Source organism: Achromobacter sp. ACM03, assembly GCF_014851665.1.
Taxonomy (GTDB): Bacteria; Pseudomonadota; Gammaproteobacteria; order Burkholderiales; family Burkholderiaceae_B; genus Achromobacter; species Achromobacter aegrifaciens.
Genome location: NZ_JACVAD010000001.1, coordinates 442059 through 465149 on the forward strand (window position 1 = coordinate 442059; position 23091 = coordinate 465149).

Genomic DNA, 23091 nt, shown 5'->3' on the forward strand with positions numbered 1-23091 from the left:
CGGCGCTGGCTCCAAAAAGTCCGGCGGTTTGGTACTAAGCCTGGACCAGCAGGCTGGATACGCTAGCCCCAAGGCCATCCGATGAATGGCTCGTGACACTGGACATCAAGGGGTAGAACATGCGCAGCGCAAAAAAATGCCTGACCACGATACTGACGGCGTTGGCCCTTGCGGGCGGGGCCACGGCTGCGGACGCGCCCAAGTCCGGCGGTACGTTGGTGATAGGGTCGACGCAGGTGCCGCGGCACCTGAACGGCGCGGTGCAGTCGGGCATCGCAACCGCCTTGCCCAGCACGCAGCTGTTCGCCAGCCTGCTGCGCTACGACGCCGAATGGAAGCCGCATCCCTATCTGGCGCAGTCCTGGGAACTGGCGCCGGACGGCAAGTCGCTGACCCTGCATCTGCGCAAAGATGCGGTATTCCATGACGGCAAGCCAGTGACTTCGGCCGACGTGGCGTTCTCGGTCATGGCGGTCAAGAAGAACCATCCGTTCCAGACCATGTTCGCGCCCGTCGAGGCCGTGGACACGCCGGATCCCTACACCGTGGTGCTGCGCATGAGCAAGCCCCATCCGGCCATCCTGCTGGCGCTGTCGCCGGCCCTGATGCCGGTGCTGCCCAAGCACATCTACGACGATGGACAGGACCTCAAGAGCCATCCGCGCAACTCGGCCGACGTGGTCGGATCGGGTCCGTTCAAGTTCAAGGAATTCAAGCCGGGCCAGGAAATCGTGCTGGAGAAGTTCGACAAGTTCTTCCTGCCCGGCAAGCCCTACCTGGACCGGATCGTGGTGAAGATCAATCCCGACGCCACCAATCTGCTGATCGGGTTGGAGCGCGGCGACATCGGCGTGTTGCCCTTCATGACCGAGCCCACCATACTGCGGCGCGCCAAGGAAAATTCCGCCATCGTCATGACCAGCAAGGGCTATGAGGGCATAGGCGCCCTGAGCTGGCTGGCTTTCAATACGGCGCGCAAGCCCTTGAACGACGTGCGGGTGCGGCAGGCCATCGCCTATGCCACCGACAAGGGCTTCATCACCAAGGCGCTGAACGCGGGCTTCGCCACGCCCGCCAACGGCCCCATCATCGGCACCAGCCCGTTCGCCACGCAGGACGTGGCGAAGTATCCGCTGGACCTGAAGAAATCCGAGCAACTGCTGGAAGAGGCGGGCTACAAGAAGGACGCCAAGGGCGAACGCCTGTCGCTGACGGTGGACTACATGCCGGGTTCCGACGTGCAGGGCAAGAACGTCGCGGAGTATCTGCGCAGCCAGTTGAAGAAGGTCGGCATCGCGGTGCAGGTGCGCGCCTCACCGGACTTCCCGACCTGGGCCAAGCGCATCGCCGGCAAGGACTTCGACATGACCACCGACATCGTCTTCAACTGGGGCGATCCGGTGATCGGCGTGCACCGCACCTACCTGTCCAGCAATATCCGCGACATCATCTGGACCAACACGCAGTCCTACTCCAATCCCAAGGTGGACGAACTGCTGGAACAGGCCGGCACCGAAACCGACGCGGACAAGCGCCGCGCGCTGTACGCGGAATTCCAGCGCCTGGTCACGGCCGACGTGCCCATCGACTTCCTCACGGTCATTCCGTACCACACCCTGTCGTTGAAGAAGGTGCACGGCCTGCCGGACGGCATCTGGGGCGTCATATCGCCCATGGACGACACCTACCTGCAGTAGGGCGGAGCCGCCATGACGCGCTATCTCTTGCGCCGCCTTGCCTATGCGCTGGTGCTGCTGCTGGCCGTGGTGACGCTGAATTTCCTGCTGATCCACATCTCTCCGGGCGATCCGGTCGAGACCATCGCGGGCTCCATGGGTGGCATCAGCGAAGAACTGCGTGCGCAGCTGCGCGCGCAGTACGGGCTGGATAAGCCCTTCCTGACGCAACTGGGCATCTACCTGATGCAGGTGCTGCGGGGCGACCTGGGCTATTCCTATTTCTTCAACGTGCCGGTGGCGCAGCTGATCTGGGACCGCGTGCCTGCCACGCTGCTGCTGGTGGTGACCTCGGTGCTGAGCGCGTTCCTGGCCGGCACGCTGCTTGGCACGCTGGCCGCGCGCAAGCCCAATGGGCCGCTGTCGCAAGGCATCACGCTGTTGTCGGTGGTGGGCTACTCCGCGCCGGTGTTCTGGACGGGCATCATCCTTATCATCCTGTTCGCCTCGGCGCTGCCGATCTTCCCGGTGTCGGACATGCGTTCCGCCGGCGGGCCGCAGGACGGCTGGGCGGGTGTGCTGGACGTGCTGCATCACCTGGTGCTGCCGGCCTTCACCCTGGCCTTCGTCTACCTCGCGCAGTACAGCCGGCTGGCGCGCGCCAGCGTCATGGAGGCGCTGTCGGCCGACTACATCCGCACCGCGCGCGCCAAGGGCCTGCCGGAACGCTCCGTGCTCTACAAGCACGCGCTGCGCAACGGCGTGCTGCCGGTGGTGACCATGCTGGGCCTGCAGTTCGGCAACGTGCTGGCCGGCGCGATCCTGGTCGAGACGGTCTTCAACTGGCCCGGGCTGGGCCGGCTGGCGTTCGACTCCGTGCTCAGGCGCGACTATCCCACGCTGCTGGGCATTCTGTTGTTCGCCTCGCTGCTGGTGGTCGTGATGAATCAGCTTACCGATCTGGCCTATCGCCTGATCGATCCCAGGATCAAGACCTCATGAGCCAGACGCCTCCCGCCGTATCCATTGCCGCCATGCCGGGCCAGGCGGCGCGGCCGCCGGCCCGCCCGTCGTACGAGGCCTTGCGGGTGTTCGCGCGCAATCCCTCGGCGCTGGCCGGCGTGCTGCTGCTGGCCGCCATCCTGGCGGTGACGCTCTTCGGGCCCATGATCATGGAGGCGGATCCCTTCGAGATCGCCGGCGCGCCGATGACGCCGCCGGGCGCGGACGCGCTGCTGGGCACCGACTACCTTGGACGGGACGTATTGACCGGCATGGTCTATGGCGGCCGCGCCACGCTGCTGGTCGGCGTGGTGGCGGCGGTGCTGTCCATGGCCATCGGGCTGACGGTCGGCGCGCTGGCGGGCTACTACGGCGGCTGGATCGACGAAACCCTGATGCGCATCACCGAATTCTTCCAGGTGCTGCCGACCCTGCTGTTCGCCATGGTGCTGGTGACGCTGTTCTCGCCCTCGCTCGCGACCATCGCCATCGCCATCGGCGTGGTCAGCTGGCCGGGCACGGCGCGGCTGGCGCGCGGCGAGTTCCTGCGCCTCAAGCGCCGCGAGTACGTGCTGGCCGAGAGGGTGATAGGCGCGGGCGACGCGCGCATCATCTGGCGCGTGATCCTGCCCAACGCGCTGGCGCCGCTGATCGTATCGGCGACGCTGGCGATAGGCACGGCGATCCTGTTCGAGGCCGGCCTGTCGTTCCTGGGGCTGGGCGATCCCAACATCATGAGCTGGGGCCTGATGATAGGCAGCAACCGCCCCTACATCCTGACCGCATGGTGGGCGGTGACCCTGCCGGGCGCCGCCATCTTCCTGACCGTGCTGGCCGTCAGCCTGATCGGCGATGGGCTGAACGATGCGCTCAATCCCAACTCGCGGGGGCGGGCATGAACGCCGCGCTGCAGGCGCCCGTGCTGGAGGTCGACAGCCTGAGTCTGGAGTTCCAGTCGCGCGGCCGCGTGGCCGAGGTGCTGAGCGCGGTGAGCTTCGACCTGAACCCCGGCGAGACCCTGTGTCTGGTGGGCGAGTCCGGCTGCGGCAAGAGCATGACGGCGCTGGCCATCATGCGGCTGATACCGGCGCCGGGGCGCATCGGCGGGGGCAGCGTGCGCCTGCGCGGCGACGACCTGGCCGGCCGCGACGAGGAGGCCATGCGCCAGGTGCGCGGCAACAAGATCTCCATGATCTTCCAGGAGCCCATGACGGCGCTGAATCCCGTGTATACGGTCGGCGACCAGATCGCGGAGCCCCTGCGGCTGCATCAGGGCCTGAGCAAGAGCCAGGCGCGCGAGCGTGCCATCGAAATGCTGAAGTCGGTGGGCATCCCCTTGCCGGAGCGGCGCGTGGACGATTATCCGCACCAGATGTCCGGCGGCATGCGGCAGCGCGTGATGATCGCCATCGCGCTGGCCTGCGATCCGGATGTGCTGATCGCCGACGAGCCGACCACGGCGCTGGACGTGACGGTTCAGGCGCAGATCTTCGACCTGCTGCGCGAACAGCAGGCGCGGCGCGGCACCGCGGTGCTGCTGATCACGCATGACATGGGCGCGGTGTCGGAGATGGCCGACCGGGTCGTGGTCATGTACGGCGGACGGGTGGTGGAGCAGGGCGGCGTGCGCGAGATCCTGGCGCAGCCCCGCCATCCCTACACCCAGGGGCTGATCGCCTGTCTGCCGGAGCTGGACCGCGAGCCCGACGACGTGCGCCCGGACCTGCCGGAGATTCCCGGCGTGGTGCCTTCGATCTGGGAGCGCGGCGCGGGCTGCCCCTTCATGGAACGTTGCGGGCAGGCCATGGCGCGCTGCCGCGACGCGTTTCCGCCCCTGACCCGTGTAGGCGAGGGGCAGGAAGTCGCCTGTTGGCTGTATCCGGAGACCGCGCAATGACGTCACCGCAATCTTCCGCCTTGCTGTCCGTGCGCGATCTTGCCGTGCATTTTCCCATCGGCGGGCGTGGCCGCGACGGCAAGCCGGTGGTCGTGAAGGCCGTGGACGGCGTGTCCTTCGAGCTGCAGCGCGGCCGCACGCTGGCGATCGTGGGCGAGTCCGGTTCGGGCAAGACCACCACGGCCTTGTCCGTGCTGCGGCTGGCGGACCCGACCGCGGGCTCCATCCACTTCGACGGTACGGACATGACGGCGCTGAACGGCTCCGCCCTGCGCCGCATACGCCGCCGCGTGCAGCTGGTGTTCCAGGATCCGTATTCCTCGCTCAATCCGCGCCAGCGGGCGGGCGACATCGTGCGTGCGCCGCTGGACCTGATGGGCATCGATCCGCCCGGCGGACGCGAGGCGCGCGTGGCCCGCATGTTCGAACTGGTGGGCCTGCGCCCGGAGCAGCGGCAACTGTTTCCGCACCAGTTTTCCGGCGGCCAGCGGCAGCGGCTGAACGTGGCGCGGGCGCTGGCCAGTGCGCCGGACCTGATCGTCTGCGACGAACCGGTGTCCGCGCTGGATATCGCCATCCGCGCGCAGATCCTGAACCTGCTGCGGCGCATTCAACGCGAGCAGGGCCAGTCGTTCCTGTTCATCTCGCACGATATGGCGGTGGTGGAGCACATCTGCGACGACATCGCCGTCATGTACCTGGGCAAGATCATCGAGCAGGCCACCCGCAACGCCTTCTTCACGCGGCCGCTGCATCCCTACAGCGTCGCCCTGATGTCGGCGGTGCCGACCGTGAAGGGCGGGCGCGAGCTGGCCGCGCGCCGCGTGCGGCTGGCGGGCGATCCGCCCAGTCCGGTCGATCCGCCGCCGGGCTGCCGTTTTGCCGGACGCTGTCCGGCCGCGCAGCCGCTCTGTACCACGCGCGAACCCGGCTTGCGCGAAGTCGCGCCGGGCCACCGCGTGGCCTGCCATTTCGTCGAATCCCGCGATGGCGTCCTGGCGTCGCCGCTGCAGGGATGAGCCCACCCTCCGATAGAAGGACAGACAGATGACCGACTCCCGCGCCCGAACCACGATCTATGCCGCGCGCAGCATCCTGACCATGAACCCGATGCAGCCCCGCGCCACGCACGTGGCGGTGCGCGAGGGCCGCGTCCTGGGAGTGGGCAGCCGCGAGGAACTGGCGGGCTGGGGTCCGGCCGACCTCGATGAGCGCTATGCGGACAGAGTGCTCATGCCAGGCCTGGTCGAAGGGCATTGCCATCTGCCGGAAGGCGGCATGTGGAAGTTCGTGTACGTGGGCTTCTACGACCGGCGCGGACCCGATGGCAGGCTGTGGGAAGGCTTGAAGAGTTTCGATGCGGTGGCCGCGCGGCTGCGCGAGGCCGAACGCGTCCTGGCGGCCGGCGAGACGCTGATAGGCTGGGGCTTCGACCCGATCTTCTTCGAAGGCGCGCGCATGCGCGTGCAGGACCTGGACGCGGTGTCCGCCGAGCGGCCCGTGGTGGTCATGCATGCCAGCATGCACCTGATGAACGTGAACACGCCCATGCTTGCGCGCGCCGGCATAGACCGCGATACCGACATCGAGGGCGTGACGCGCATGGAAGACGGACGGCCCAGCGGCGAACTCTGCGAATTCGCCGCGATGTTCCCCGTCATGCGCCTGATCGGCAGTCCATTCCGCACCGTGGGCGTATCGGAAGAGGGCCTGCGCATGTTCGGCAAGGTGGCGCAGTGGGCGGGCGTCACCACGGCCACGGACCTGGTCAATGAGCTGGGCGACGAGGGCCTGGCGACGCTGGCCCGCATTACCTCCGAACCGGACTATCCCGTGCGCATCGTGCCGGCCGCGTCCGCGCTGACCTACGCGGGCGATCCGCAGCGCTGCCTGGCGAAGCTGGCCGAGGCCCGGCGCCTGAACAACGACAAGCTGCATCTGGGCATGGTCAAGCTGGTGGTGGACGGTTCGATCCAGGGCTTTACCGCCCGGTTGCGCTGGCCTGGCTACTACAACGGCGCGCCCAACGGCATCTGGGTGATCGCGCCGGCCGAGCTGGACGCAATGGTCCAGACCTACCACGACGCCGGCGTGCAACTGCACATACACACCAATGGCGACGAAGCCACCGAGCTTGCGATCGACGCGGTGGATCGCGCCTTGCGCCGCAGCCCGCGGCGCGATCACCGCCATACCTTGCAGCATTGCCAGATGGCCGACGCGGCCCAGTTCCGGCGCATGGCCAGCCTGGGCATGTGCGCCAATCTCTTTGCCAACCACATCTTCTACTGGGGCGACGCCCATCACGCGCTGACCATGGGGCCGGACCGCGCCAGGCGCATGGACGCCTGCGCCTCGGCGGCGCGCGCCGGCGTGCCGTTCTCCATCCATTCGGATGCGCCCATCACGCCGCTGGGACCGCTGTTCACGGCCTGGTGCGCCGTGAACCGCCAGACTTCGTCGGGCAAGGTGCTGGGGGAGTCCGAACGCATCGGTGTGGAGCAGGCCTTGCATGCCGTCACGCTGGGCGCGGCCTACACCTTGCACCTGGATCACCTGGTCGGCTCCATCGAGGTCGGCAAGCATGCGGACTTCTGCGTGCTGCAGGACGATCCGCTGGAGGTGGCGCCCGAGAAGCTGAAGGACGTGCGCATACTGGGCACCGTGATCGGCGGCAGGCCCTTGCCACTGCGGGAAGCCTGAGATGGCAGCCCATGGCGCACCGCGAATTGCGCTGACCGTGGTGGGCGGATTCCTGGGCGCGGGCAAGACCAGCTTGCTCAATCATGTGTTGTCCCGCAGCCAGCGCCGCGCGGCGGTCCTGGTCAATGACTTCGGCCCGGTCGATATCGATGCCGGGCTGATCGCGCAGCGCAGCGACCAGGTGATCAGGCTGGCCAACGGCTGCGTCTGCTGTTCCATGGCGGGCGGCCTGGACGATGCCCTGGCGCGCGTGCTGGCGCTGGACCCCTTGCCGGAATGGATCGTGATCGAGGCCAGCGGCGTGTCGGATCCGGGCCGCATCGCGCAGGTCGGCATGTCGGATCCCATGCTGCAGCTTGAGGGCGTGGTGGTGCTGGCAGATGCCGCGAACGTGCGCACGCTGGCGGCGGATCCCTTGCTGGCCGATACCGTGGAACGCCAGCTCAAGGCTGCGGATCTGCTGGTGTTGAACAAGACCGATCTGGCGTCCGCCGCCGAACTGGCGTCGTTGCGTTCATGGCTGCAAGCGGCGACACGCGGGGCCGCGATGGTCGAGACGCGCGAAGGGCGCGTGGACCTGCGCCATCTGCTGGGCGAAGGCGGGTCTTGCGGCCTTGCGCAGGCATGCGCCAGCGGCGCTTGCAACCATGCGGGACACGTCCACGCCGCGATGCCCGACGACCCCGACCATCCATTCCAGAGCTGGCTGTGGCACGCGCCCGCGCTGCTGGACGCCGACCGGCTCGCCAGCCGGTTGCGCGACGCGCCCAGGCAGCTGCTGCGGGCAAAGGGCTGGGTGCGCACCGATCGCCACGGCCTGGTGCTGGTGCAACTGGCGGGCCGGCGCGTGCGCTACGACACGCAGGCCAGGCCGCCCGAGGATCTGGACGAGCCGTCGCTGGTGCTGATCGGCATGCGCGGCGCCGTTGATCCCGCGGACGTCGACGCCTGGCTGGCGCCGGCGGCGGCGTGAGGGGCGGGCGTAGATAGGTATAGATTTATTGGATTGCTTGTCAATTTTTTCCTTGTTGACCGATTCGAGGCAAACGGGAGAATTCGCCGGTTCGATAGCCGGCCCTTCTCCCGGCTGCTTACTGACCTATCGGCTTACAAGGAGCGAATCATGACAGACATTTCCGGGGGCTTGCGCAAGGCCGCAATCGTATTCGGCGGCTCGCGCGGCATCGGCGCCGCCATTGTCCGGCGGCTGGCGGCCGACGGCGCGGACGTGGCGTTCACCTATGTTTCCGCGCCCGAGCGCGCGCGGCCGAGCATTTCGGACGGCTCGACATCGTGGTGGTCAACGCCGGCATCCTGAAGTTGGGCGGGGTGGCCGACGTGAGCGTGGCGGATCTCGACCAGATGCTGGCCGTCAATGTGCGCGGCGTGTTCCTGGCGATCCAGGCCGGCGCTGCGCACCTTGCGCGCGGCGGCCGCATCGTTACCATCGGCAGCAATTTGGCCGCGCGCATCGGCGGGCCGGCCGTGAGCGTCTATGCGATGACGAAGGCGGCGGTGGCGACGATGGTCAAAGGCATCGCGATCGACCTTGCACCCCGCGGCATCACCATCAACAACGTGCAGCCCGGGCCGATCCAGACCGATATGACGGTCAACCATCTTGATGCGGTCGTTCCGCTGATCCCGTTGCAGCGCGCCGGCAGCGCCGATGAAATCGCGTCGCTGGTGGCATGGCTTGCCGGCGCGGAATCAGGATACATGACGGGGGCCAGCCTGACTGCCGATGGCGGGATGACGCTGTAGCCGGCGCCGTCCGCAACACGGCGGGACGCCCAACCGGGTGGCCGGTTGCGCATTGCGCGGCCTGCCACCCGATGTCGCTTCTGGTGCAAGCGATTTCCCGTTTCTGGTTCTAGACCCTGCCTGGGGGCTCACTTACCTTTGGTCCTGAATGCTGGCGCGTGTTGCGCCCGCGTCTACCGGAGGTATGCAATGCAGAAGACCGTCACCGCGGACATGCTGGCCGAATTCGCGGCGGCCTGGAACCGCCACGATATCGACGCCTTGATGTCCTTCATGAGCGACGACTGCGTGTTCGAGACCGTGGCCGGCCCCGAGCGATGGGGCGCGCGGCACGAAGGCCGCGAGGCGGTGCGGGCGGCCTTCGCGGCGGCCTGGGTGAATTTCCCCGATGCGCAGTGGCAGAACGGCACGCATTGGGTCGCAGGCGACCGCGGCGTGTCCCAATCGACCTTTACCGGCACCGCCGCCGACGGCTCCCGCGTGGAGGCGGACATGGTGGACGTCTTCACCTTCCGGGACGGCAAGATCCGCGTGAAGAACGCCTACCGCAAGCAGCGCCCGGTATTGCCGGCCCGCGGTTGAACACGCACCCGCATCCAGCAACCGGAACGCAGCATGGATACTCAAATGTCCTTCCAACCTGTAGGTCCGGCCCCCGCTGGCCGGACGGCGATCAGCGCCTACAACCCGGCCTACGATCCGCTGGTGTCCCCGCCCGGCCGCGGGCAGGACTACGCGCCCACCTACTGGGTCGCGACCGCCGGTGAACCGCCCGAGGATGACGGCCCTGTCAACGGCGATATCGACGCCGACGTGGTGATCGTGGGCTCGGGCTTTACCGGGCTGTCGGCGGCGTTGACGCTGGCGCGCGACTTCGGCGTGAAGGCCGTGGTGCTCGAGGCCAATCGCGCGGTGTGGGGCTGCACCAGCCGCAACGGCGGACAGGGACAGAATGCGTCCGGACGCCTGTACCGTTCGCAATGGATAGCGCGCTGGGGCCTGGCGACCGCCAAGCGCCTGGACGCCGAGATCCGCGAAGGATTCGAATATTGGAAGAGCCTGGTGGCCCAGGTGGATTGCGACGCGCAACCTGGCGGCCATCTGTACACGGCGCACCGCCAGAAGAAGATGGCGTTCCTGGAAAACGAAGCCCGCGTGATGCGCGAGGTGTTCGGCTATGACGCCCGGATGTTGAGCCGGGAGGAACTGCGCGAACGCTACGTGTACGACCGCGAGGCGGTGGGCGCGATGCACGAGCCGGATGGCGTAGGCGTGCATCCGTTGAAGCTCGCCTATGGCTATATGCGGCAGGCGCGGGCCCTGGGCGTGCGCATCCATCCGGGCAGCCCGGTGCTGGGCTGGCGCGCCGAGAATGGCGGTGTGCGGCTGCAGACTCCCAACGGCTACGTGCGCGCGCGGCGCGTGGCGTTCGCCACTGGCGGCTATACCGCGCAGGGCGTCAACCGTTTGCTGGACAACCGCATCATGCCGGTGCTGTCGAACTCGCTGGTGACGCGGGTGCTGACGCCGGCGGAACGCGATGCAGCGGGCCTCAAAAGCACGGTGTTCATCACCGACACGCGAACCCTGCGTTTCTATTACCGTCTGCTGCCCGACGGCCGCATGCAGATCGGCAGCCGCAGCGCGCTGCGCGGCGCCGACGCGCAGCATCCGCGCCATCTGGCTCTGCTGCGCGAAGGGCTGGCGCGCAAGTTCCCCACGCTGGCGGGCGTGGACGTGGACTATTCCTGGTGGGGCTGGGTGGACGTGAGCCACGACATGATGCCGCGCGTGACCCAGCCCGACCCGGCGCAGCCGGTCTATTACGCCTTCGGCTACGGCGGCAATGGCGTGGCGTTCTCGGCCCACGCGGGCAAGCGCCTGGCGCAACGCATGATGGGCAAGGACGGCGTGGCCTGGGACCTGCCGATCTACGACTCGCCCTTGCCGGGGCATATGTTCGCGCCGTTCCGCAGGCTGGGCCAGGGCCTGCTGTACCGCTGGTACTACCTAAGAGACGAAGTGCTCTAGCGCGTGCAAGTCCGGGCCCTGCGGGGCCTGCTTGCCGTCCGCGGCGCGGCCGCGGTAGCGGTCGACCACCTTGGCCAGCCGGGCAATCCCCGGCTCGATGTGTTCCGGCCGGATCGATGTGAAGCCGACCCGCAGGAAGTTGCGCGGCGCGTCGGCTCCGTTCATGAAGAAGACGTCGCCGGGCTCCACCACCACGCCCTCGGCCAGCGCGGCCTCGGATAGCTCGCAGGCGTTGAGCCAGGGCGGGCCTTGCAGCCAGCAGGACGAGGATCCGGTAATGGGTATGACCTTGAAATCGGGCAGGTGCCGCGCCAGCGCGCGGGCCAGTTCGGTGCCGCGCTCCTGGTAGGCCTGCGATTGCCTGCGCAGCAGCGAATGGTGGTGCCCCAGCGAAATGAACAGCGAAAACGCCCGCTGGATGTAGGCCGAAGGGTGGCGCAGCATGAGCCGGCGCAGGGCGCGCAGTTCCGCGGTGAGTTCGCGTGGCGCCACGATGTAGCCGATGCGCAGGCCGGGCGCGAAGGACTTGGCCAGGCTGCCCACGTAGATCACGCGGCCGTCGCGGTCCAGGCTCTTCAAGGCGGGAATCGCGCCTTCGCCCCAGCGGCTTTCGCTTTCGAAGTCGTCCTCGATGATCAGGCTGTCGGCCTGGCGCGCCAGCGTCAGCAGGTTCTGGCGGCGCTCCGGAGATAGCGTGACCGTGGTGGGGCACTGGTGGCCCGGCGTGACGAAGAGGTAGTCGCAGCCCAGCAGATGGGTGCCGGTGCATAGCCCTTGTTCGTCCACCGGCAGCGGCAGCAGGTTGCGCGTGTGACTGGCGAAGATGTTGCGGGCGTCGGGGTAGCCGGGATCTTCCATGCCGACCACCGTGTCCTCGTTGACCAGCAGGTCGGCCAGCAGGTAAAGCGCATGCTGCGCACCCACGGTGATGACGATTTCCTCGGCGTCGGCCCAGACGCCGCGCCGGGGCAGCACCTGGGTGCGGATCTGCTCGATCAGCGCGGGGTCGTCGTGGGTGATCAGGTCCGGCGCCCAGCTGCGGATGTCCAGCACCGACAGCGCCTTGATGCAGCATTCGCGCCATTCCGCGGTGGGGAACAGGTCCTGGTCGAACTGGGCGTAGACAAAGGGATAGGGCTGCTTCTGCCAGTCGCGCGGCTTGGTGATGTTGCGTTGCCGGGACGGGCGGAAGCGCAGCCTTTCGTCCCAGCGCACGTCCGGCTCGCCGCCGTCGGCGGGCGGGGCGTCGGAAGCGGGCCCGGAATGGCCGCGCATGACCGTGTCGCTGACGAAGTGGCCGCTGCGTTCGCGCGACACCAGATAACCCTCGCTCACCAGTTGCTGGTAGGCGAACACGACGGTGTTGCGCGCGATGCGCAGTTGGTCGGCCAGATGCCGGCTGGACGGCACCGGCGTGCCGGGCGGCAGGTGGCCGCTGAGGATGGCGGACACCAGCATCTGGCGCACGCAGCCCTGCAGGCTGAGGTTGGGCGCGCTTTCGCGTTCGAACAGGCGCTCCCACAACACAGGCTTGAGCATCGAGGCCTGGCTGGACATGACGGCTCCTTGTCTAGGCCGCGCAGCCGGTAGCCGCTGCGCAGGCGCCGCTCTTGAGGATAGAGGAGCCGGATGGGGGACGAAATGAGGGATTGCCCGGGCGCGTTTCAGACCCGTCCCTTCCACGGAATGGCGAACTTCTCCAGATAACGGACCAGCAGGTCGAAGGCGAAGGCGAACACGCCGATCACGATGATGCCCATGATGACGGTGTCGCTGGCCAGGAACTGGGCGGCGTTCAGCACCATGAAGCCCAGGCCGCGGTCGGCGGCCACCATTTCGGCGGCCACCAGCGTGGTCCAGCCCACGCCGATGCCGATGCGCATGCCCGTGAAGATCTCCGGCATGGCGGCCTTCAGGATCACGTGCCAGACCACCTGCGCAGGCGTGCCGCCCATGGCGTAGGCCGCGTGGATCTGTTCGATCGACACCGAGCGCACACCGGCGCGCGCCGCGATCGCCATGGGCGCGAAGATCGCCAGGTAGATCAGCAGGACCTTGGGGAATTCGCCGATGCCGAACCAGATGATGATGAGCGGCAGATAGGCCAGCGGCGGCAGCGGGCGGTAGAACTCGATGGGCGGATCGAAGATGCCGCGCGCGTACCGGTTCACGCCCATCAGGATGCCGACGGGAATGGCGGTCACGCAGGCCAGGAAGAAGGCCCCGAACACCCGCGACAGGCTGGCCAGCGCATGTTCGGTCAGCGTGGAGTTGGCCACGCCGTCGGTCATGGCCGAGACGAACTTGTCGTACACCGCCAGGGGCGAGGGCAGGAACAATGGCCGCACCCAGCCGGCGCTGGTCACCAGGAACCATAGCCCGATGAGCGCCAGGCTGGTGATCAGGCTGATGTGGCCGCTGTAGCCCGCGCCCGGCGCGCCGTAGACCTTGCCCGGCGCGGCGGGCTTGTGTCCCGGGCGGCTGCTAGCCATGGAAGCCTTGGGGGGAGGAGGCTCGCTCGTCGCCATAGATGATGCCGAGGACTTGTTCGCGCATGGCGATGAAGTCGGGACTGGATTTGATGCTGCGGCCATCGCGGGTCTCCAGGTAGCGCCGGTTGAAGTCCGGCGTGAAGGTGTGCGTGATGCGGCCCGGGCGGGGCGACATGACGATCAGCCGCGAACCCAGAAACAGCGCTTCTTCGACGCTGTGCGTGATGAAGAAGAACATCTTGTTGGTCTGCCGCCAGATGTCCAGCAGCAGCTCCTGGATGGTCTCGCGCGTCAGCGCGTCCAGCGCCGCCATGGGTTCGTCCATCAGCAGCATGGCGGGGTTGCAGGTCAGCGCGCGCGCGATGCCCACGCGCTGCTGCATGCCGCCGGACAGCTGGTAGATCATGTGGCGGTGGAAGTCCTGCAGGCCCACCAGCTCCAGATTGCGGCGCGCGCGGGCGCGGCGGGTTTCCTTGTCCACGCCTTGCAGCTTCAGGCCGAACTCGGTGTTCTCCAGCACGTTCAGCCAGGGCAGCAGGGCATGCTTCTGGAACACCACGCCGCGGTCGGCGCCGGGACCCACGATAGGCCGGCCGCCCAGCGTGATCTCGCCCTCGGTGGGCGACAGGAAGCCGGCCAGCAGGCTGAGCAAGGTGGTCTTGCCGCAGCCCGAGGCGCCCAGCGCCACGACGAACTCGCCAGGCTGGATGGTCAGGTTGACGTTCTGCAACGCGATGACCGGACCGCTTTCGTGCAGGCCGGGGTAGGTGACGCTTACTTTTTCCGCGCACAGGCTATGCGTGGCGGACGAGGACTGCATGGTCATGCCGGCTCCCCTGGTTGCGACGGGCTGCGCGCAGCCCTGCGTGGCGCTGGGCAGGCGGCGCCGGACGGGCCGCCTTGGCCGCAAGCGCTCCTTACTTCTCGGCCGCCTTGGCGTACTTGTCGGTGACGTGCGGGCTGTAGTCGGCCAGGGCGCGGTCGATCTGCTTCTGGTCCTTCAGGAATTGGGCGCTGGCCGCGAAGGCGCGCGCGGCGCCCGATTCCTTGCCGCCGCCCAGCCAGACATTGGAGGCCTGTTCCTGCACGGTCGGGAAGACCAGCAGCTGGAGCGCTTCGACCATGTCCTCGGGCTTGCCGCCGATCAGCTTGACGATGCTCTTGACCTGCGGGGAATCGGCGGTCCACTTGGCGCTGTTGGCGCGGTAGTCCGCATAGGACTTGGCCAAAACGCTGGTGAAGGCGGCCATGAACTTCGGATTCTTGGCGGCCCAGGCGCGATCAACCACGATGCCGTCGAAGGTTGGCACGCTGGCTTTGCCGATCTGTTCCGAGTCGGCAATGATCTTGCCGCTCTTGGCGATCTCGGTCAGGGCGGGCGGCCAGACGTAGGCCGCGTCGATGTCGCCGCGCTGCCAGGCGGCCACGATCTGCGGCGGCTGCATGTTCAGGATGCGCACGTCGCGCGGATTGATCTTCCAGACCTGTTCCAGCCCGACCAGCAGATGGAAGTGCGAGGTGGACACGAAGGGCGTGGCGACGCGCTTGCCCTTCAGGTCCGCCGTGCTGTTGATGCCGGAACCGTTGCGCGCCACCAGCGCCTCGGATTTGCCGATGTTGTCCAGGATCCAGAACAGTTCCATGTCGACGCCGCGGGTGGCGGCCGCGGTGATGCCGGTGGAGCCCAGCACACCGACCGGCACTTTGCCGGAAGCCAGCGCGGTGGAAATGTCGCCGCCGGAGGTGAACTGGCGCCAGTCCACCTGGTAGCCGGCGTCCTTCAAGGCCTTGTCGAAACTGCCGTCGGCGATGGCCGTCAGGAATGGCCCCACGATCAACTGGTAGCCGACCACCAGCTTGGTCTGGGCATAGGCGGGAGCGGCCAACAGCGCGGCGGCCAGGCCGGCCAGGGTGCAGCGGCGGATGAGGCGGAATATCGCGTTCATGGAGATCTCCGGGAGGGAACGGCCGCGCTCCGGCGCGACCGGCATGCTGGAGCCAGTTTGCCCGGATGGAGCCAGAACGCTAGGGCCAGATGCCCTAATCAGTAGGAGCCAAAAAGGCCCGGGCCCGCCCGCCGCGCCGGCAACGCCAGTCCTGGCGCGGCCGGCGCGGCGGGCGGGCCCGCGATATGCGCCAAAAGGGGGAGAGGGGGATCGGCCTAGCGGATGAGGCTCAGGAACTCGGCCCGGGTCGACGGATTGTCGTGGAATTCGCCCAGCATGACCGAGGTGACCATGGACGAGTTCTGCTTTTCCACGCCGCGCATCATCATGCACATGTGCTGGGCCTCGATCACCACGGCCACGCCGGCCGCGCCGGTCACGGACTGCACGGCCTCGGCCACCTGGCGGCTGAGGTTTTCCTGGATCTGCAGGCGGCGCGCGTACATTTCGACGATGCGGGCGACCTTGGACAGACCCAGCACCTTGCCGTTGGGCAGGTAGGCCACGTGCGCCTTGCCGATGAAGGGCAGCATGTGGTGTTCACAGAGCGAGTACAGCTCGATGTTCTTGACCAGCACGATCTCGCGCGTGTCGGAGGTGAACAGCGCGCCATTGACGATTTCGTCCAGGTTCTGGCCGTAGCCGCGGCACAGGTGGCGCATGGCCTTGGCGGCGCGGGCGGGCGTATCGGCCAGCCCTTCGCGGGACGGATCTTCCCCTAGTTCTTGAAGAATGGCGGTGTAGTTCTTTTCCAATGACATCGGGGACTCCTGGGGGCGGCGCTGGTTGCGGCGCTTTACTGTGTAGCGTAGTGCTGCAAGTCTACCGCAGCGCGGGAAAACGATCAGGCTGGGCTCAGGTCCAGGCCCGGGTCAGACCCCGCGGTTCTCGACGGCGTACTTGATCAGTTCCGCCTGGCCGTCTATGCCCAGCTTGCGCTTGATGTTCAGGCGATGGGTCTCCACCGTGCGCACCGACAGTCCCAGCGCCTGCGCGATCTGCTTGTTGGCCTCGCCGCTGGCGATGTGGCGCAGCACGTCGCGTTCGCGCTGCGTCAGCATGGTGGCCGGCGCCGTGGCCTGCGACAGGCGCACCGCGACCGCAGCGCTGAAATAGCTGCGGCCTGCCATGACCGCGTCGATGGCGGTGACGATCTCATGCGCCGGTTCGTCCTTCAGCAGATAGCCGCGCGCGCCGGCCTTGACCGCCTGCACCATGTATTCGGGGTTGTCGTGCATGGACAGCACCAGCACCGCGATCTGCGGGTAGCGCTCGTGCAGCAGGGCGGTCAATTCCAGCCCGCCCACGCCGGGCATGTTCAGGTCCATCAGCGCCAGGTGCGGCAAGGTGCCTCCTTGCGGGTCCTCGGCCAGGCAGGCGGCCAGGAAGGCCTGGGCGGCGGCGGCGTTGCCGGCTTCGCCCACCACCCGCAGTTGCGGCACGGTTTCCAGGCGCAGCCGCAGCCCGTCCCGCACCAGCGGGTGGTCGTCGATCAGCAGCAGCCGGATGGCGTCGGGCTTGTGGTTCATGCGTCGGAACTCGCGGGGAGAGGGGCGGCGGGCAGCGGCAGCCAGGCCTGCAGCACCGTGCCGTGGGAAGTGGAGCGGAAAGTCAGCGTGCCGGACAGCGCGTTCATGCGTTCGCGCATATTGCGCAGGCCGATGCCGCGGCGCGGATCCTGCTGCACCTCGGCATAGTCGAAGCCGCGGCCGTCGTCGGCGATGGTCAGGCGCAGGTCGCGTGGCGAATAAGCCAGCGTCATGTCGGCGCGGGTGGCGCCGGCGTGGCGGATGACGTTGGTCAGGGCTTCCTGGGTGACCCGGAACAGGGCGGTGGCATAGGCCTCGGGCAGCTTCACCGGCTGCCCGGCGGTGTGCAGGCGCACGGCCAGAGGCGGGGCGCCATCCTGGCTGGGAATGGCGAATTCCCGGCCCAGATGTTCGAGTGCGGCCGGCAGGCCCAGGTCGTCCAGCAGCGTCGGCCGCAGGTTGTGCGAAATGCGGCGGACTTCGCCCACGGCGGTATTCAATCGGTCCAGCGCGCCGCCCAAGGGGGTGTCGATATGAGCGAGGACGCGTGGCTCGTCCGGCAGCGTCTGCCGCAGCCGTTCCCGCGCCGCTTCCAGCGACAGCTTGATCGACACCAGCACCTGGCTGATGCCGTCATGCAGCTCGCGCGAGAGCCGTGCGCGCTCGTCTTCCTGCGAACGCACCAGCTGGCGCGCCATCAGCCGCAGCTTGGCGTCGGACTGGCGGTGGTCGCTGATGTTCAAGGCCAGGCCGCAGGCCGCCACGCCCAGGATGGACACGGCGGCAATCCCGGCCACCCAGGCGAACATGCTGCGGATATTGGCCTGGGCGGCGGCGTCGATGCGCTCGAGCGCCTGCTGCACGTCGTCCAGGTAGATGCCGGTGCCCAGCATCCAGCCCCAGCGCTCCAGCACCACCACGTAGCCCAGCTTTTCCTCGGTCTGGTGGGTGGACGGCTTTTCCCAAAGGTAGTGCACCGCTTCGCCGTCCTGGCCGCCGCGCCGGGCGGCGGTCAGCAGATTCTGGATGACGGGCTGGCCCTTGGTGTCGCGCAGTTCCCAAAGGTCCTGCCCAACCAGCTCCGGCTGGCGCGGGTGCATCAGGTTCCTGCCCTTCAGGTCGTAGACGAAAAAGTAGCCATCGTGGCCGAATTCCATTTGCGCCAGCAGGTCCAGCGCGCGCTGGCGGGTGGCGTCATCGTCGGCCGCCGCCTGCAGGGGGGCGATGGCGCTGTAGGCCAGGTTGACGTAGTGGCGCAGCTCGCCTTCCTTGCTGGCCAGCCAGGCGTTTTCCACGACCTGCTTTTCGCGCTGCGCCAGCTGCAGGCCCTGCACGTAGACGGCCACCGTGATGGCGGCGACGGCCACCAGCAAGGGCACCGCGGCGAGCAGCAGGATTTTCAGGCGCAGCTTCATGAAGGATTTGTATCAGCGCGAACGCGAATATTGCGGCGCAGCATTTTGCTTGCCGCAGTCAGGATCGGGAAATTTCAGCCGTGATTTTACGGTTTTCGCCAAATCATGCTGCGGCGCATTGCGTAGTAACACGTAGCGGAATTGCGTAGTTTCGCGCTTGTTGCTGCGTAGTCAAAACGAAATACTAGCGTCCGCGTCGACACGGCGCTGCGTGGACGCGCGCGCGTCCGCCACCCCACAACAATGAGTCTGCCTTCCGCGGGACGATAAAAGCGTTTCACGCCAAAAGCATGGCGGGAGGCTAGAGGAGCACTTATGCAAACCAGCAGTAAGGGACTGGGTCAGCACCTGGTCTGGCTGGCGGTTGCGGTACTGGGCGCGTTCGCGCTGGGCACCGTGGCGCTGGCCAGAGGGGAGACCATCAATGCGCTATGGGTGGTGATCGCCGCCGTATGCGTGTATTTGATCGCATACCGTTATTACAGCCGCTTCATCGCCAAGAACGTGTTCCAGCTGGATCCGACGCGCATGACGCCGGCCTGGAAGCACAACGACGGCCTGGACTACGTGCCCACCAACAAGCACGTGCTGTTCGGCCACCACTTCGCCGCCATCGCTGGCGCTGGCCCCCTGGTGGGCCCGGTGCTGGCCGCGCAGATGGGCTATCTGCCGGGCATGCTGTGGATCCTGGCCGGCGTGGTGTTCGCCGGCGCCGTGCAGGACTTCACGATCCTCTTCATCTCGACCCGCCGCGACGGCCGTTCGCTGGGTGACCTGGTCAAGTCCGAGCTGGGCAAGATCCCGGGCGTGATCGCGCTGTTCGGCGCCTTCATGATCATGGTCATCATCCTGGCCGTGCTGGCGCTGATCGTGGTCAAGGCGCTGACGCATTCGCCCTGGGGCACCTTCACGGTGGCCGCGACCATTCCCATCGCGCTGTTCATGGGCGTGTACCTGCGCTACATCCGCCCGGGCAAGATCGGCGAAGTGTCCATCATCGGTTTCGTCGGCCTGATGGCCGCCATCACCTTCGGCCAGGACGTGGCCGCGCACCCGGTGATCGGCCCCATGTTCGACTTCGACGGCAAGGGCCTGACCTGGATCCTGATCATCTACGGCTTCATCGCTTCGGTGCTGCCGGTGTGGCTGCTGCTGGCCCCGCGCGACTACCTGTCGACCTTCCTGAAGATCGGCACCATCGTCGGCCTGGCCATCGGCATCGTCGTGGTCGCGCCCGAGCTGAAGATGCCCGCGCTGACCCAGTTCGTCGACGGCACCGGTCCGGTGTGGTCGGGCAACCTGTTCCCGTTCCTCTTCATCACCATCGCCTGCGGCGCGGTGTCGGGCTTCCACGCCCTGATCTCCTCGGGAACCACGCCCAAGCTGATCGAGAACGAAACCCAGGCCCGCTACATCGGTTACGGCGGCATGCTGATGGAATCCTTCGTGGCCATCATGGCGCTGGTGGCGGCTTGCGTGATCGAGCCGGGCATCTACTACGCCATGAACAGCCCGGCGGCCGTGATCGGCACCACGCCCGACCAGGTGGCCCAGGTGGTCTCCAGCTGGGGCTTCGTGGTGACGCCCGCGGACCTGATCCAGACCGCCAAGGACGTGGGCGAAAGCACCATCATCTCGCGCGCCGGCGGCGCTCCGACGCTGGCCGTGGGCATGGCGCACATCCTGCACCAGGCCATCGGCGGCCCGGGCATGATGGCCTTCTGGTACCACTTCGCCATCCTGTTCGAAGCGCTCTTCATCCTGACCGCTGTCGACGCCGGCACCCGTGCGGGCCGTTTCATGCTGCAAGACCTGCTGGGCACCTTCGCCCCGTCGCTCAAGCGCACTGACTCGCTGCCTGCCAACCTGATTGCCACCGGCCTGTGCGTGGCGGCCTGGGGCTACTTCCTGTATCAGGGCGTGGTCGATCCGCTGGGCGGCATCAACACGCTGTGGCCGCTGTTCGGCATCGCCAACCAGATGCTGGCCGCGATTGCGCTGACGCTGGGCACCGTGGTGCTGTTCAAGATGAAGCGTGACCGCTACGCCTGGGTCACGGTGCTGCCGACCCTGTGGCTGCTGGCATGCACGCTGACCGCCGGCTGGCAGAAGCTGTTCCACGCCGACCCGCGCGTGAGCTTCCTGGCCCATGCCGACAAGTACAACGCGGCCATCGCCGAAGGCAAGGTCCTGGCTCCGGCCAAGTCCCTGGGCGAAATGTCGCGCGTGGTCTTCAACGACTACATCAACGCCGGCCTGTGCGCGATCTTCATCTTCGTGGTGGTGAGCATCGTGGTGTTCGGCCTGCGTTCGGTGCAGCGCGCGCGCAACGAGAACAAGCCCACCGCCCGCGAAATGCCGTACGAAACGCTGCCGGCCGCCGCCGGCGCGGACTGAGCGCAACAGGGAGACGACGCATGCTGTTCACCAACATGAGTTCCGCGGCCGGCGCCGCCGGCCGCTACCTGGGGCAGACGCTCCGGCTGATGGTCGGCGTGCCGGACTACGAGACGTATGTGGCGCACATGCGGCGCACGCACCCTGACCAGGAGCCGATGACTTACGAAGCATTCTTCCGCGAGCGCCAGGACGCGCGTTATGGCGGGAAGAAGCGGATCGGTTGCTGCTGACAGGAAAGGCCTCGCTTGCGAGGCCTTTTTTTTCGTTGGGCGCAGGCGGCGACGGGTTATACCGACTTTCTGCGTACCCTTTCGGCGTAGACCACCAAAGGCACCGCCCCGATCGCGCACAGCGACATCACCAGAAATCCCCCTGGCGCATAGCTGCGGTACAACGCGCCGCCCAGCTGGATGCTGGCGAACATGAAGACCCCTCCCGACAGCAGCGCGTAGAGCGCGATGGCCGACGTCTTGATGGCGGCGGGCACGTGGCGCGTGATGTACCACATGATCGCTGCGTTATTGCCCGCCAGCGTGAAGCACTGCAGCAGTTGCAGGCCCGCGATCAGCGCCGGATCGGTGGTGGCGGACAGACCGGCCCAGCGGATCGCGGTCATGACGGCGGACGCCAGGATCAGCCATTGCGCGCCCGTGCGGGCCAGGATGCGGGGAGCAAGGAAGAAGAACAGGACCTCGCTGGCAACGCCTACCACCCACAGCATGGAAATCAACGCGGTCGACAGGCCGCTGGCGGTCCAGTACAGCGTGGAATAGGAATAGAGGAAGCCGTTGCTGGCCTGGACCAGCGAGGCCGCAGCGATGCACATCAGCAGCGGGCGGTCGCGCAGGACTTCGAGCATGGGCAGGCGGACCGCCGGCGCGGGCGCTTCGCCCGCAGCGGGGCGCGCCGCCCGAGGCAGCAGCCGCACGCAGGCCAGGCAGGCGATGATGAGGACGATGGACAGCCACATCACCCAGTCGGCGTCGAACGTCTTGATCAGGTAGCCGCCCGCCAGGGTGACCACGGCAAAACCCAGCGAGCCGCAGGCGCGCATGACGGTGTAGGAACTCCCCTGGGCCCGGCCGCTGGCGATGGCCATGCGGTCCATCAGCGGCAGGACCGCCGGGAACACGGCATTGAGCAGCAGCGTGATGGCCAACAGCCAGCCGGGCGCGCTGCTGAACGGATAGCAGACGAACAGCGCCAGCGACGCCGCCAGCGCCGCCGCAATCAGCGCATGGGCGCGGCCGGTCTGGTCGGCGACGTGGGCGACCACGGGCGTGGACAGGATCTTGGGCAGGAAGGACGTGGCGACGATCAGGCCGATGACGGCGGGATCCAGTCCGCGGCTGGCGAACCACAGGGGCAGAAAGGGGATGCTGACTCCCTGCAGGCCGTAATACAGGAAGTAAAACCCGTGCAGGGCGATGGCGCCTTGCCTGGGGTCGGGGTTGCCGCGCATAGCGATGGAGGGATCCGGCTGAATTGACGCGCCGTAGCATACTCCTAGCCGGACCGGATTTCAGAAGGGAGGGCGCCTTGATCCCGGACATTGGCAAAAGAACGCGTGCGGATTTACGCTAGCGAAGTCGCGGCGCAAGCAAGCCTCGCGCCGCGCGTGTGTTTTCACCATCATTCCTAGGAGTTGCGACCCATGGCCAAGAAACTGGATGAGAAGACCACCAAAGCCCTGAAAGAGCGGCGCAAGCGCCCGCTGGCGACGCCGACCGACCTGGCGTCGGCGGCCACCAGGGATATTTCCGCCGCGCTGAACCAGATACTCGCCGACGTGTTCGCGCTGTATCTCAAGACCAAGAATTTTCATTGGCACGTCAGCGGCCCCCATTTCCGCGACTACCACCTGCTGCTGGACGAGCAGGGCGACCAGCTGTTCGCCATGACGGATCCCATCGCCGAACGCATCCGCAAGATCGGCGGCACGACGCTGCGTTCCATTGGCCACATTGCGCGTTCGCAGCGCATCTCGGATAACGACGCGGACTACGTGCAGCCGCTGGATATGCTGGCCGAGCTGCGCGAGGACAACAAGGTCCTGGCCGCGGCACTGCGCGAAGCGCACAACATCACCGACGAGCACCGCGACATCGCCAGCTCCAGCCTGATCGAGAACTGGATCGACGAGACCGAACGGCGCACCTGGTTCCTGTTCGAAGCCAGCCGGGAAGGGGATTCGACCGGCCATTGAGGCCGCAGGCGAGCCCCGCGCGCCCTGTCC

General features: G+C 67.3%; 20 protein-coding genes and 1 pseudogene. 13 read left to right on the top strand and 8 right to left on the bottom strand.

Features of this window, described 5'->3' with window-relative positions; all coding sequences use genetic code 11:
- The first annotated feature begins 119 nt into the window (after positions 1-119).
- From IB257_RS01985 to IB257_RS02030, 10 genes and pseudogenes are all read left to right on the top strand, one after another.
- Entirely contained in the window at positions 120-1697 is a 1578-nt protein-coding gene (locus IB257_RS01985; protein WP_192491777.1) for an ABC transporter substrate-binding protein, read from the top strand.
- 12 nt (positions 1698-1709) lie between these two features.
- Entirely contained in the window at positions 1710-2678 is a 969-nt protein-coding gene (locus IB257_RS01990) for an ABC transporter permease (protein WP_054456787.1), read from the top strand.
- Positions 2675-3577 carry an ABC transporter permease gene (locus tag IB257_RS01995; protein WP_192491778.1) on the top strand — a complete coding sequence of 301 codons (903 nt, stop codon included), beginning with the start codon at positions 2675-2677 and terminating at the stop codon, positions 3575-3577. The genes IB257_RS01990 and IB257_RS01995 overlap by 4 nt, the downstream gene beginning before the upstream one ends.
- Entirely contained in the window at positions 3574-4575 is a 1002-nt protein-coding gene (locus IB257_RS02000; RefSeq protein WP_192491779.1) for an ABC transporter ATP-binding protein, read from the top strand. The genes IB257_RS01995 and IB257_RS02000 overlap by 4 nt, the downstream gene beginning before the upstream one ends.
- Positions 4572-5594 (top strand): ABC transporter ATP-binding protein, encoded by a 1023-nt coding sequence (locus IB257_RS02005; protein WP_192491780.1) that lies wholly within the window; start codon positions 4572-4574, stop codon positions 5592-5594. The genes IB257_RS02000 and IB257_RS02005 overlap by 4 nt, the downstream gene beginning before the upstream one ends.
- A gap of 28 nt (positions 5595-5622) precedes the next feature.
- Entirely contained in the window at positions 5623-7278 is a 1656-nt protein-coding gene (locus IB257_RS02010; RefSeq protein ID WP_192491781.1) for an amidohydrolase, read from the top strand.
- Position 7279: 1 nt separating this feature from the next.
- Positions 7280-8251 carry a GTP-binding protein gene (locus IB257_RS02015; protein WP_192491782.1) on the top strand — a complete coding sequence of 324 codons (972 nt, stop codon included), beginning with the start codon at positions 7280-7282 and terminating at the stop codon, positions 8249-8251.
- Positions 8252-8401: 150 nt separating this feature from the next.
- Positions 8402-9042: pseudogene (locus IB257_RS02020) on the top strand (SDR family oxidoreductase).
- A 189-nt stretch (positions 9043-9231) separates the two neighbouring features.
- On the top strand, positions 9232-9624 hold the full coding sequence (locus IB257_RS02025; RefSeq protein WP_192491783.1) for a nuclear transport factor 2 family protein: 393 nt from the start codon (positions 9232-9234) through the stop codon (positions 9622-9624).
- Positions 9625-9669: 45 nt separating this feature from the next.
- The gene (locus tag IB257_RS02030) at positions 9670-11073 is read left to right on the top strand and encodes an FAD-binding oxidoreductase (RefSeq protein ID WP_199728321.1); all 1404 of its coding nucleotides are present in this window, start codon (positions 9670-9672) and stop codon (positions 11071-11073) included.
- Here IB257_RS02030 and IB257_RS02035 read toward each other — a convergent pair.
- The 7 genes from IB257_RS02035 to IB257_RS02065 form a co-directional block, all read right to left on the bottom strand.
- Positions 11053-12630, bottom strand: coding sequence for a PLP-dependent aminotransferase family protein (locus IB257_RS02035; protein ID WP_054456795.1), 1578 nt, complete (start codon positions 12628-12630; stop codon positions 11053-11055). The genes IB257_RS02030 and IB257_RS02035 overlap by 21 nt on opposite strands.
- Before the next feature lie 107 nt (positions 12631-12737).
- A complete protein-coding gene (locus IB257_RS02040; RefSeq protein ID WP_054456796.1) occupies positions 12738-13565 on the bottom strand; it encodes an ABC transporter permease subunit in 828 nt (275 codons plus the stop codon).
- Positions 13558-14391: a taurine ABC transporter ATP-binding protein gene (locus IB257_RS02045; RefSeq protein WP_054456797.1), complete on the bottom strand. Its 834-nt coding sequence runs from the start codon at positions 14389-14391 to the stop codon at positions 13558-13560. Before IB257_RS02045 ends, IB257_RS02040 begins: the two co-directional genes overlap by 8 nt.
- A 91-nt stretch (positions 14392-14482) precedes the next feature.
- Positions 14483-15511: a taurine ABC transporter substrate-binding protein gene (gene tauA / locus IB257_RS02050; RefSeq protein ID WP_192491784.1), complete on the bottom strand. Its 1029-nt coding sequence runs from the start codon at positions 15509-15511 to the stop codon at positions 14483-14485.
- A 215-nt stretch (positions 15512-15726) separates the two neighbouring features.
- On the bottom strand, positions 15727-16272 hold the full coding sequence (gene folE / locus IB257_RS02055) for a GTP cyclohydrolase I FolE (protein WP_119451110.1): 546 nt from the start codon (positions 16270-16272) through the stop codon (positions 15727-15729).
- A 111-nt stretch (positions 16273-16383) separates the two neighbouring features.
- Complete coding sequence (locus IB257_RS02060; protein WP_054456800.1) at positions 16384-17040, bottom strand: response regulator transcription factor; 657 nt, start codon at positions 17038-17040, stop codon at positions 16384-16386.
- The gene (locus IB257_RS02065; protein WP_054456801.1) at positions 17037-18455 is read right to left on the bottom strand and encodes a cache domain-containing protein; all 1419 of its coding nucleotides are present in this window, start codon (positions 18453-18455) and stop codon (positions 17037-17039) included. The genes IB257_RS02060 and IB257_RS02065 overlap by 4 nt, the downstream gene beginning before the upstream one ends.
- A gap of 315 nt (positions 18456-18770) precedes the next feature.
- Here IB257_RS02065 and IB257_RS02070 point away from each other — a divergent pair, with 315 nt between their 5' ends.
- Positions 18771-20852 carry a carbon starvation CstA family protein gene (locus tag IB257_RS02070; RefSeq protein WP_054456802.1) on the top strand — a complete coding sequence of 694 codons (2082 nt, stop codon included), beginning with the start codon at positions 18771-18773 and terminating at the stop codon, positions 20850-20852.
- Positions 20853-20872: 20 nt separating this feature from the next.
- Positions 20873-21085, top strand: coding sequence for a YbdD/YjiX family protein (locus tag IB257_RS02075; RefSeq protein WP_013393534.1), 213 nt, complete (start codon positions 20873-20875; stop codon positions 21083-21085).
- Between the two features lie 56 nt (positions 21086-21141).
- On the opposite strand, the gene IB257_RS02080 is transcribed toward IB257_RS02075, so the two are convergent.
- Complete coding sequence (locus IB257_RS02080) at positions 21142-22317, bottom strand: MFS transporter (RefSeq protein WP_192491785.1); 1176 nt, start codon at positions 22315-22317, stop codon at positions 21142-21144.
- Between the two features lie 192 nt (positions 22318-22509).
- On the opposite strand from IB257_RS02080, the gene IB257_RS02085 reads away from it, so the two are divergent.
- A complete protein-coding gene (locus IB257_RS02085) occupies positions 22510-23061 on the top strand; it encodes a Dps family protein (RefSeq protein ID WP_013393536.1) in 552 nt (183 codons plus the stop codon).
- The last annotated feature ends 30 nt before the right edge of the window (positions 23062-23091 follow it).

Excerpts from the sequence above, each read along its gene's own strand:
- IB257_RS01990 (WP_054456787.1), top strand. The coding sequence starts at position 1,710 with ATGACGCGCTATCTCTTGCGCCGCCTTGCCTATGCGCTGGTGCTGCTG.
- IB257_RS02085 (WP_013393536.1), top strand. The coding sequence starts at position 22,510 with ATGGCCAAGAAACTGGATGAGAAGACCACCAAAGCCCTGAAAGAGCGG.
- IB257_RS02065 (WP_054456801.1), bottom strand. The coding sequence starts at position 18,455 with ATGAAGCTGCGCCTGAAAATCCTGCTGCTCGCCGCGGTGCCCTTGCTG.
- IB257_RS02080 (WP_192491785.1), bottom strand. The coding sequence starts at position 22,317 with ATGCGCGGCAACCCCGACCCCAGGCAAGGCGCCATCGCCCTGCACGGG.
- IB257_RS02030 (WP_199728321.1), top strand. The coding sequence starts at position 9,670 with ATGTCCTTCCAACCTGTAGGTCCGGCCCCCGCTGGCCGGACGGCGATC.
- IB257_RS02070 (WP_054456802.1), top strand. The coding sequence starts at position 18,771 with ATGCAAACCAGCAGTAAGGGACTGGGTCAGCACCTGGTCTGGCTGGCG.
- IB257_RS02010 (WP_192491781.1), top strand. The coding sequence starts at position 5,623 with ATGACCGACTCCCGCGCCCGAACCACGATCTATGCCGCGCGCAGCATC.
- IB257_RS02075 (WP_013393534.1), top strand. The coding sequence starts at position 20,873 with ATGCTGTTCACCAACATGAGTTCCGCGGCCGGCGCCGCCGGCCGCTAC.
- IB257_RS02015 (WP_192491782.1), top strand. The coding sequence starts at position 7,280 with ATGGCAGCCCATGGCGCACCGCGAATTGCGCTGACCGTGGTGGGCGGA.
- folE (WP_119451110.1), bottom strand. The coding sequence starts at position 16,272 with ATGTCATTGGAAAAGAACTACACCGCCATTCTTCAAGAACTAGGGGAA.
- IB257_RS02035 (WP_054456795.1), bottom strand. The coding sequence starts at position 12,630 with ATGTCCAGCCAGGCCTCGATGCTCAAGCCTGTGTTGTGGGAGCGCCTG.
- tauA (WP_192491784.1), bottom strand. The coding sequence starts at position 15,511 with ATGAACGCGATATTCCGCCTCATCCGCCGCTGCACCCTGGCCGGCCTG.
- IB257_RS02025 (WP_192491783.1), top strand. The coding sequence starts at position 9,232 with ATGCAGAAGACCGTCACCGCGGACATGCTGGCCGAATTCGCGGCGGCC.
- IB257_RS02000 (WP_192491779.1), top strand. The coding sequence starts at position 3,574 with ATGAACGCCGCGCTGCAGGCGCCCGTGCTGGAGGTCGACAGCCTGAGT.
- IB257_RS01985 (WP_192491777.1), top strand. The coding sequence starts at position 120 with ATGCGCAGCGCAAAAAAATGCCTGACCACGATACTGACGGCGTTGGCC.
- IB257_RS02045 (WP_054456797.1), bottom strand. The coding sequence starts at position 14,391 with ATGACCATGCAGTCCTCGTCCGCCACGCATAGCCTGTGCGCGGAAAAA.
- IB257_RS02005 (WP_192491780.1), top strand. The coding sequence starts at position 4,572 with ATGACGTCACCGCAATCTTCCGCCTTGCTGTCCGTGCGCGATCTTGCC.
- IB257_RS02060 (WP_054456800.1), bottom strand. The coding sequence starts at position 17,040 with ATGAACCACAAGCCCGACGCCATCCGGCTGCTGCTGATCGACGACCAC.
- IB257_RS02040 (WP_054456796.1), bottom strand. The coding sequence starts at position 13,565 with ATGGCTAGCAGCCGCCCGGGACACAAGCCCGCCGCGCCGGGCAAGGTC.
- IB257_RS01995 (WP_192491778.1), top strand. The coding sequence starts at position 2,675 with ATGAGCCAGACGCCTCCCGCCGTATCCATTGCCGCCATGCCGGGCCAG.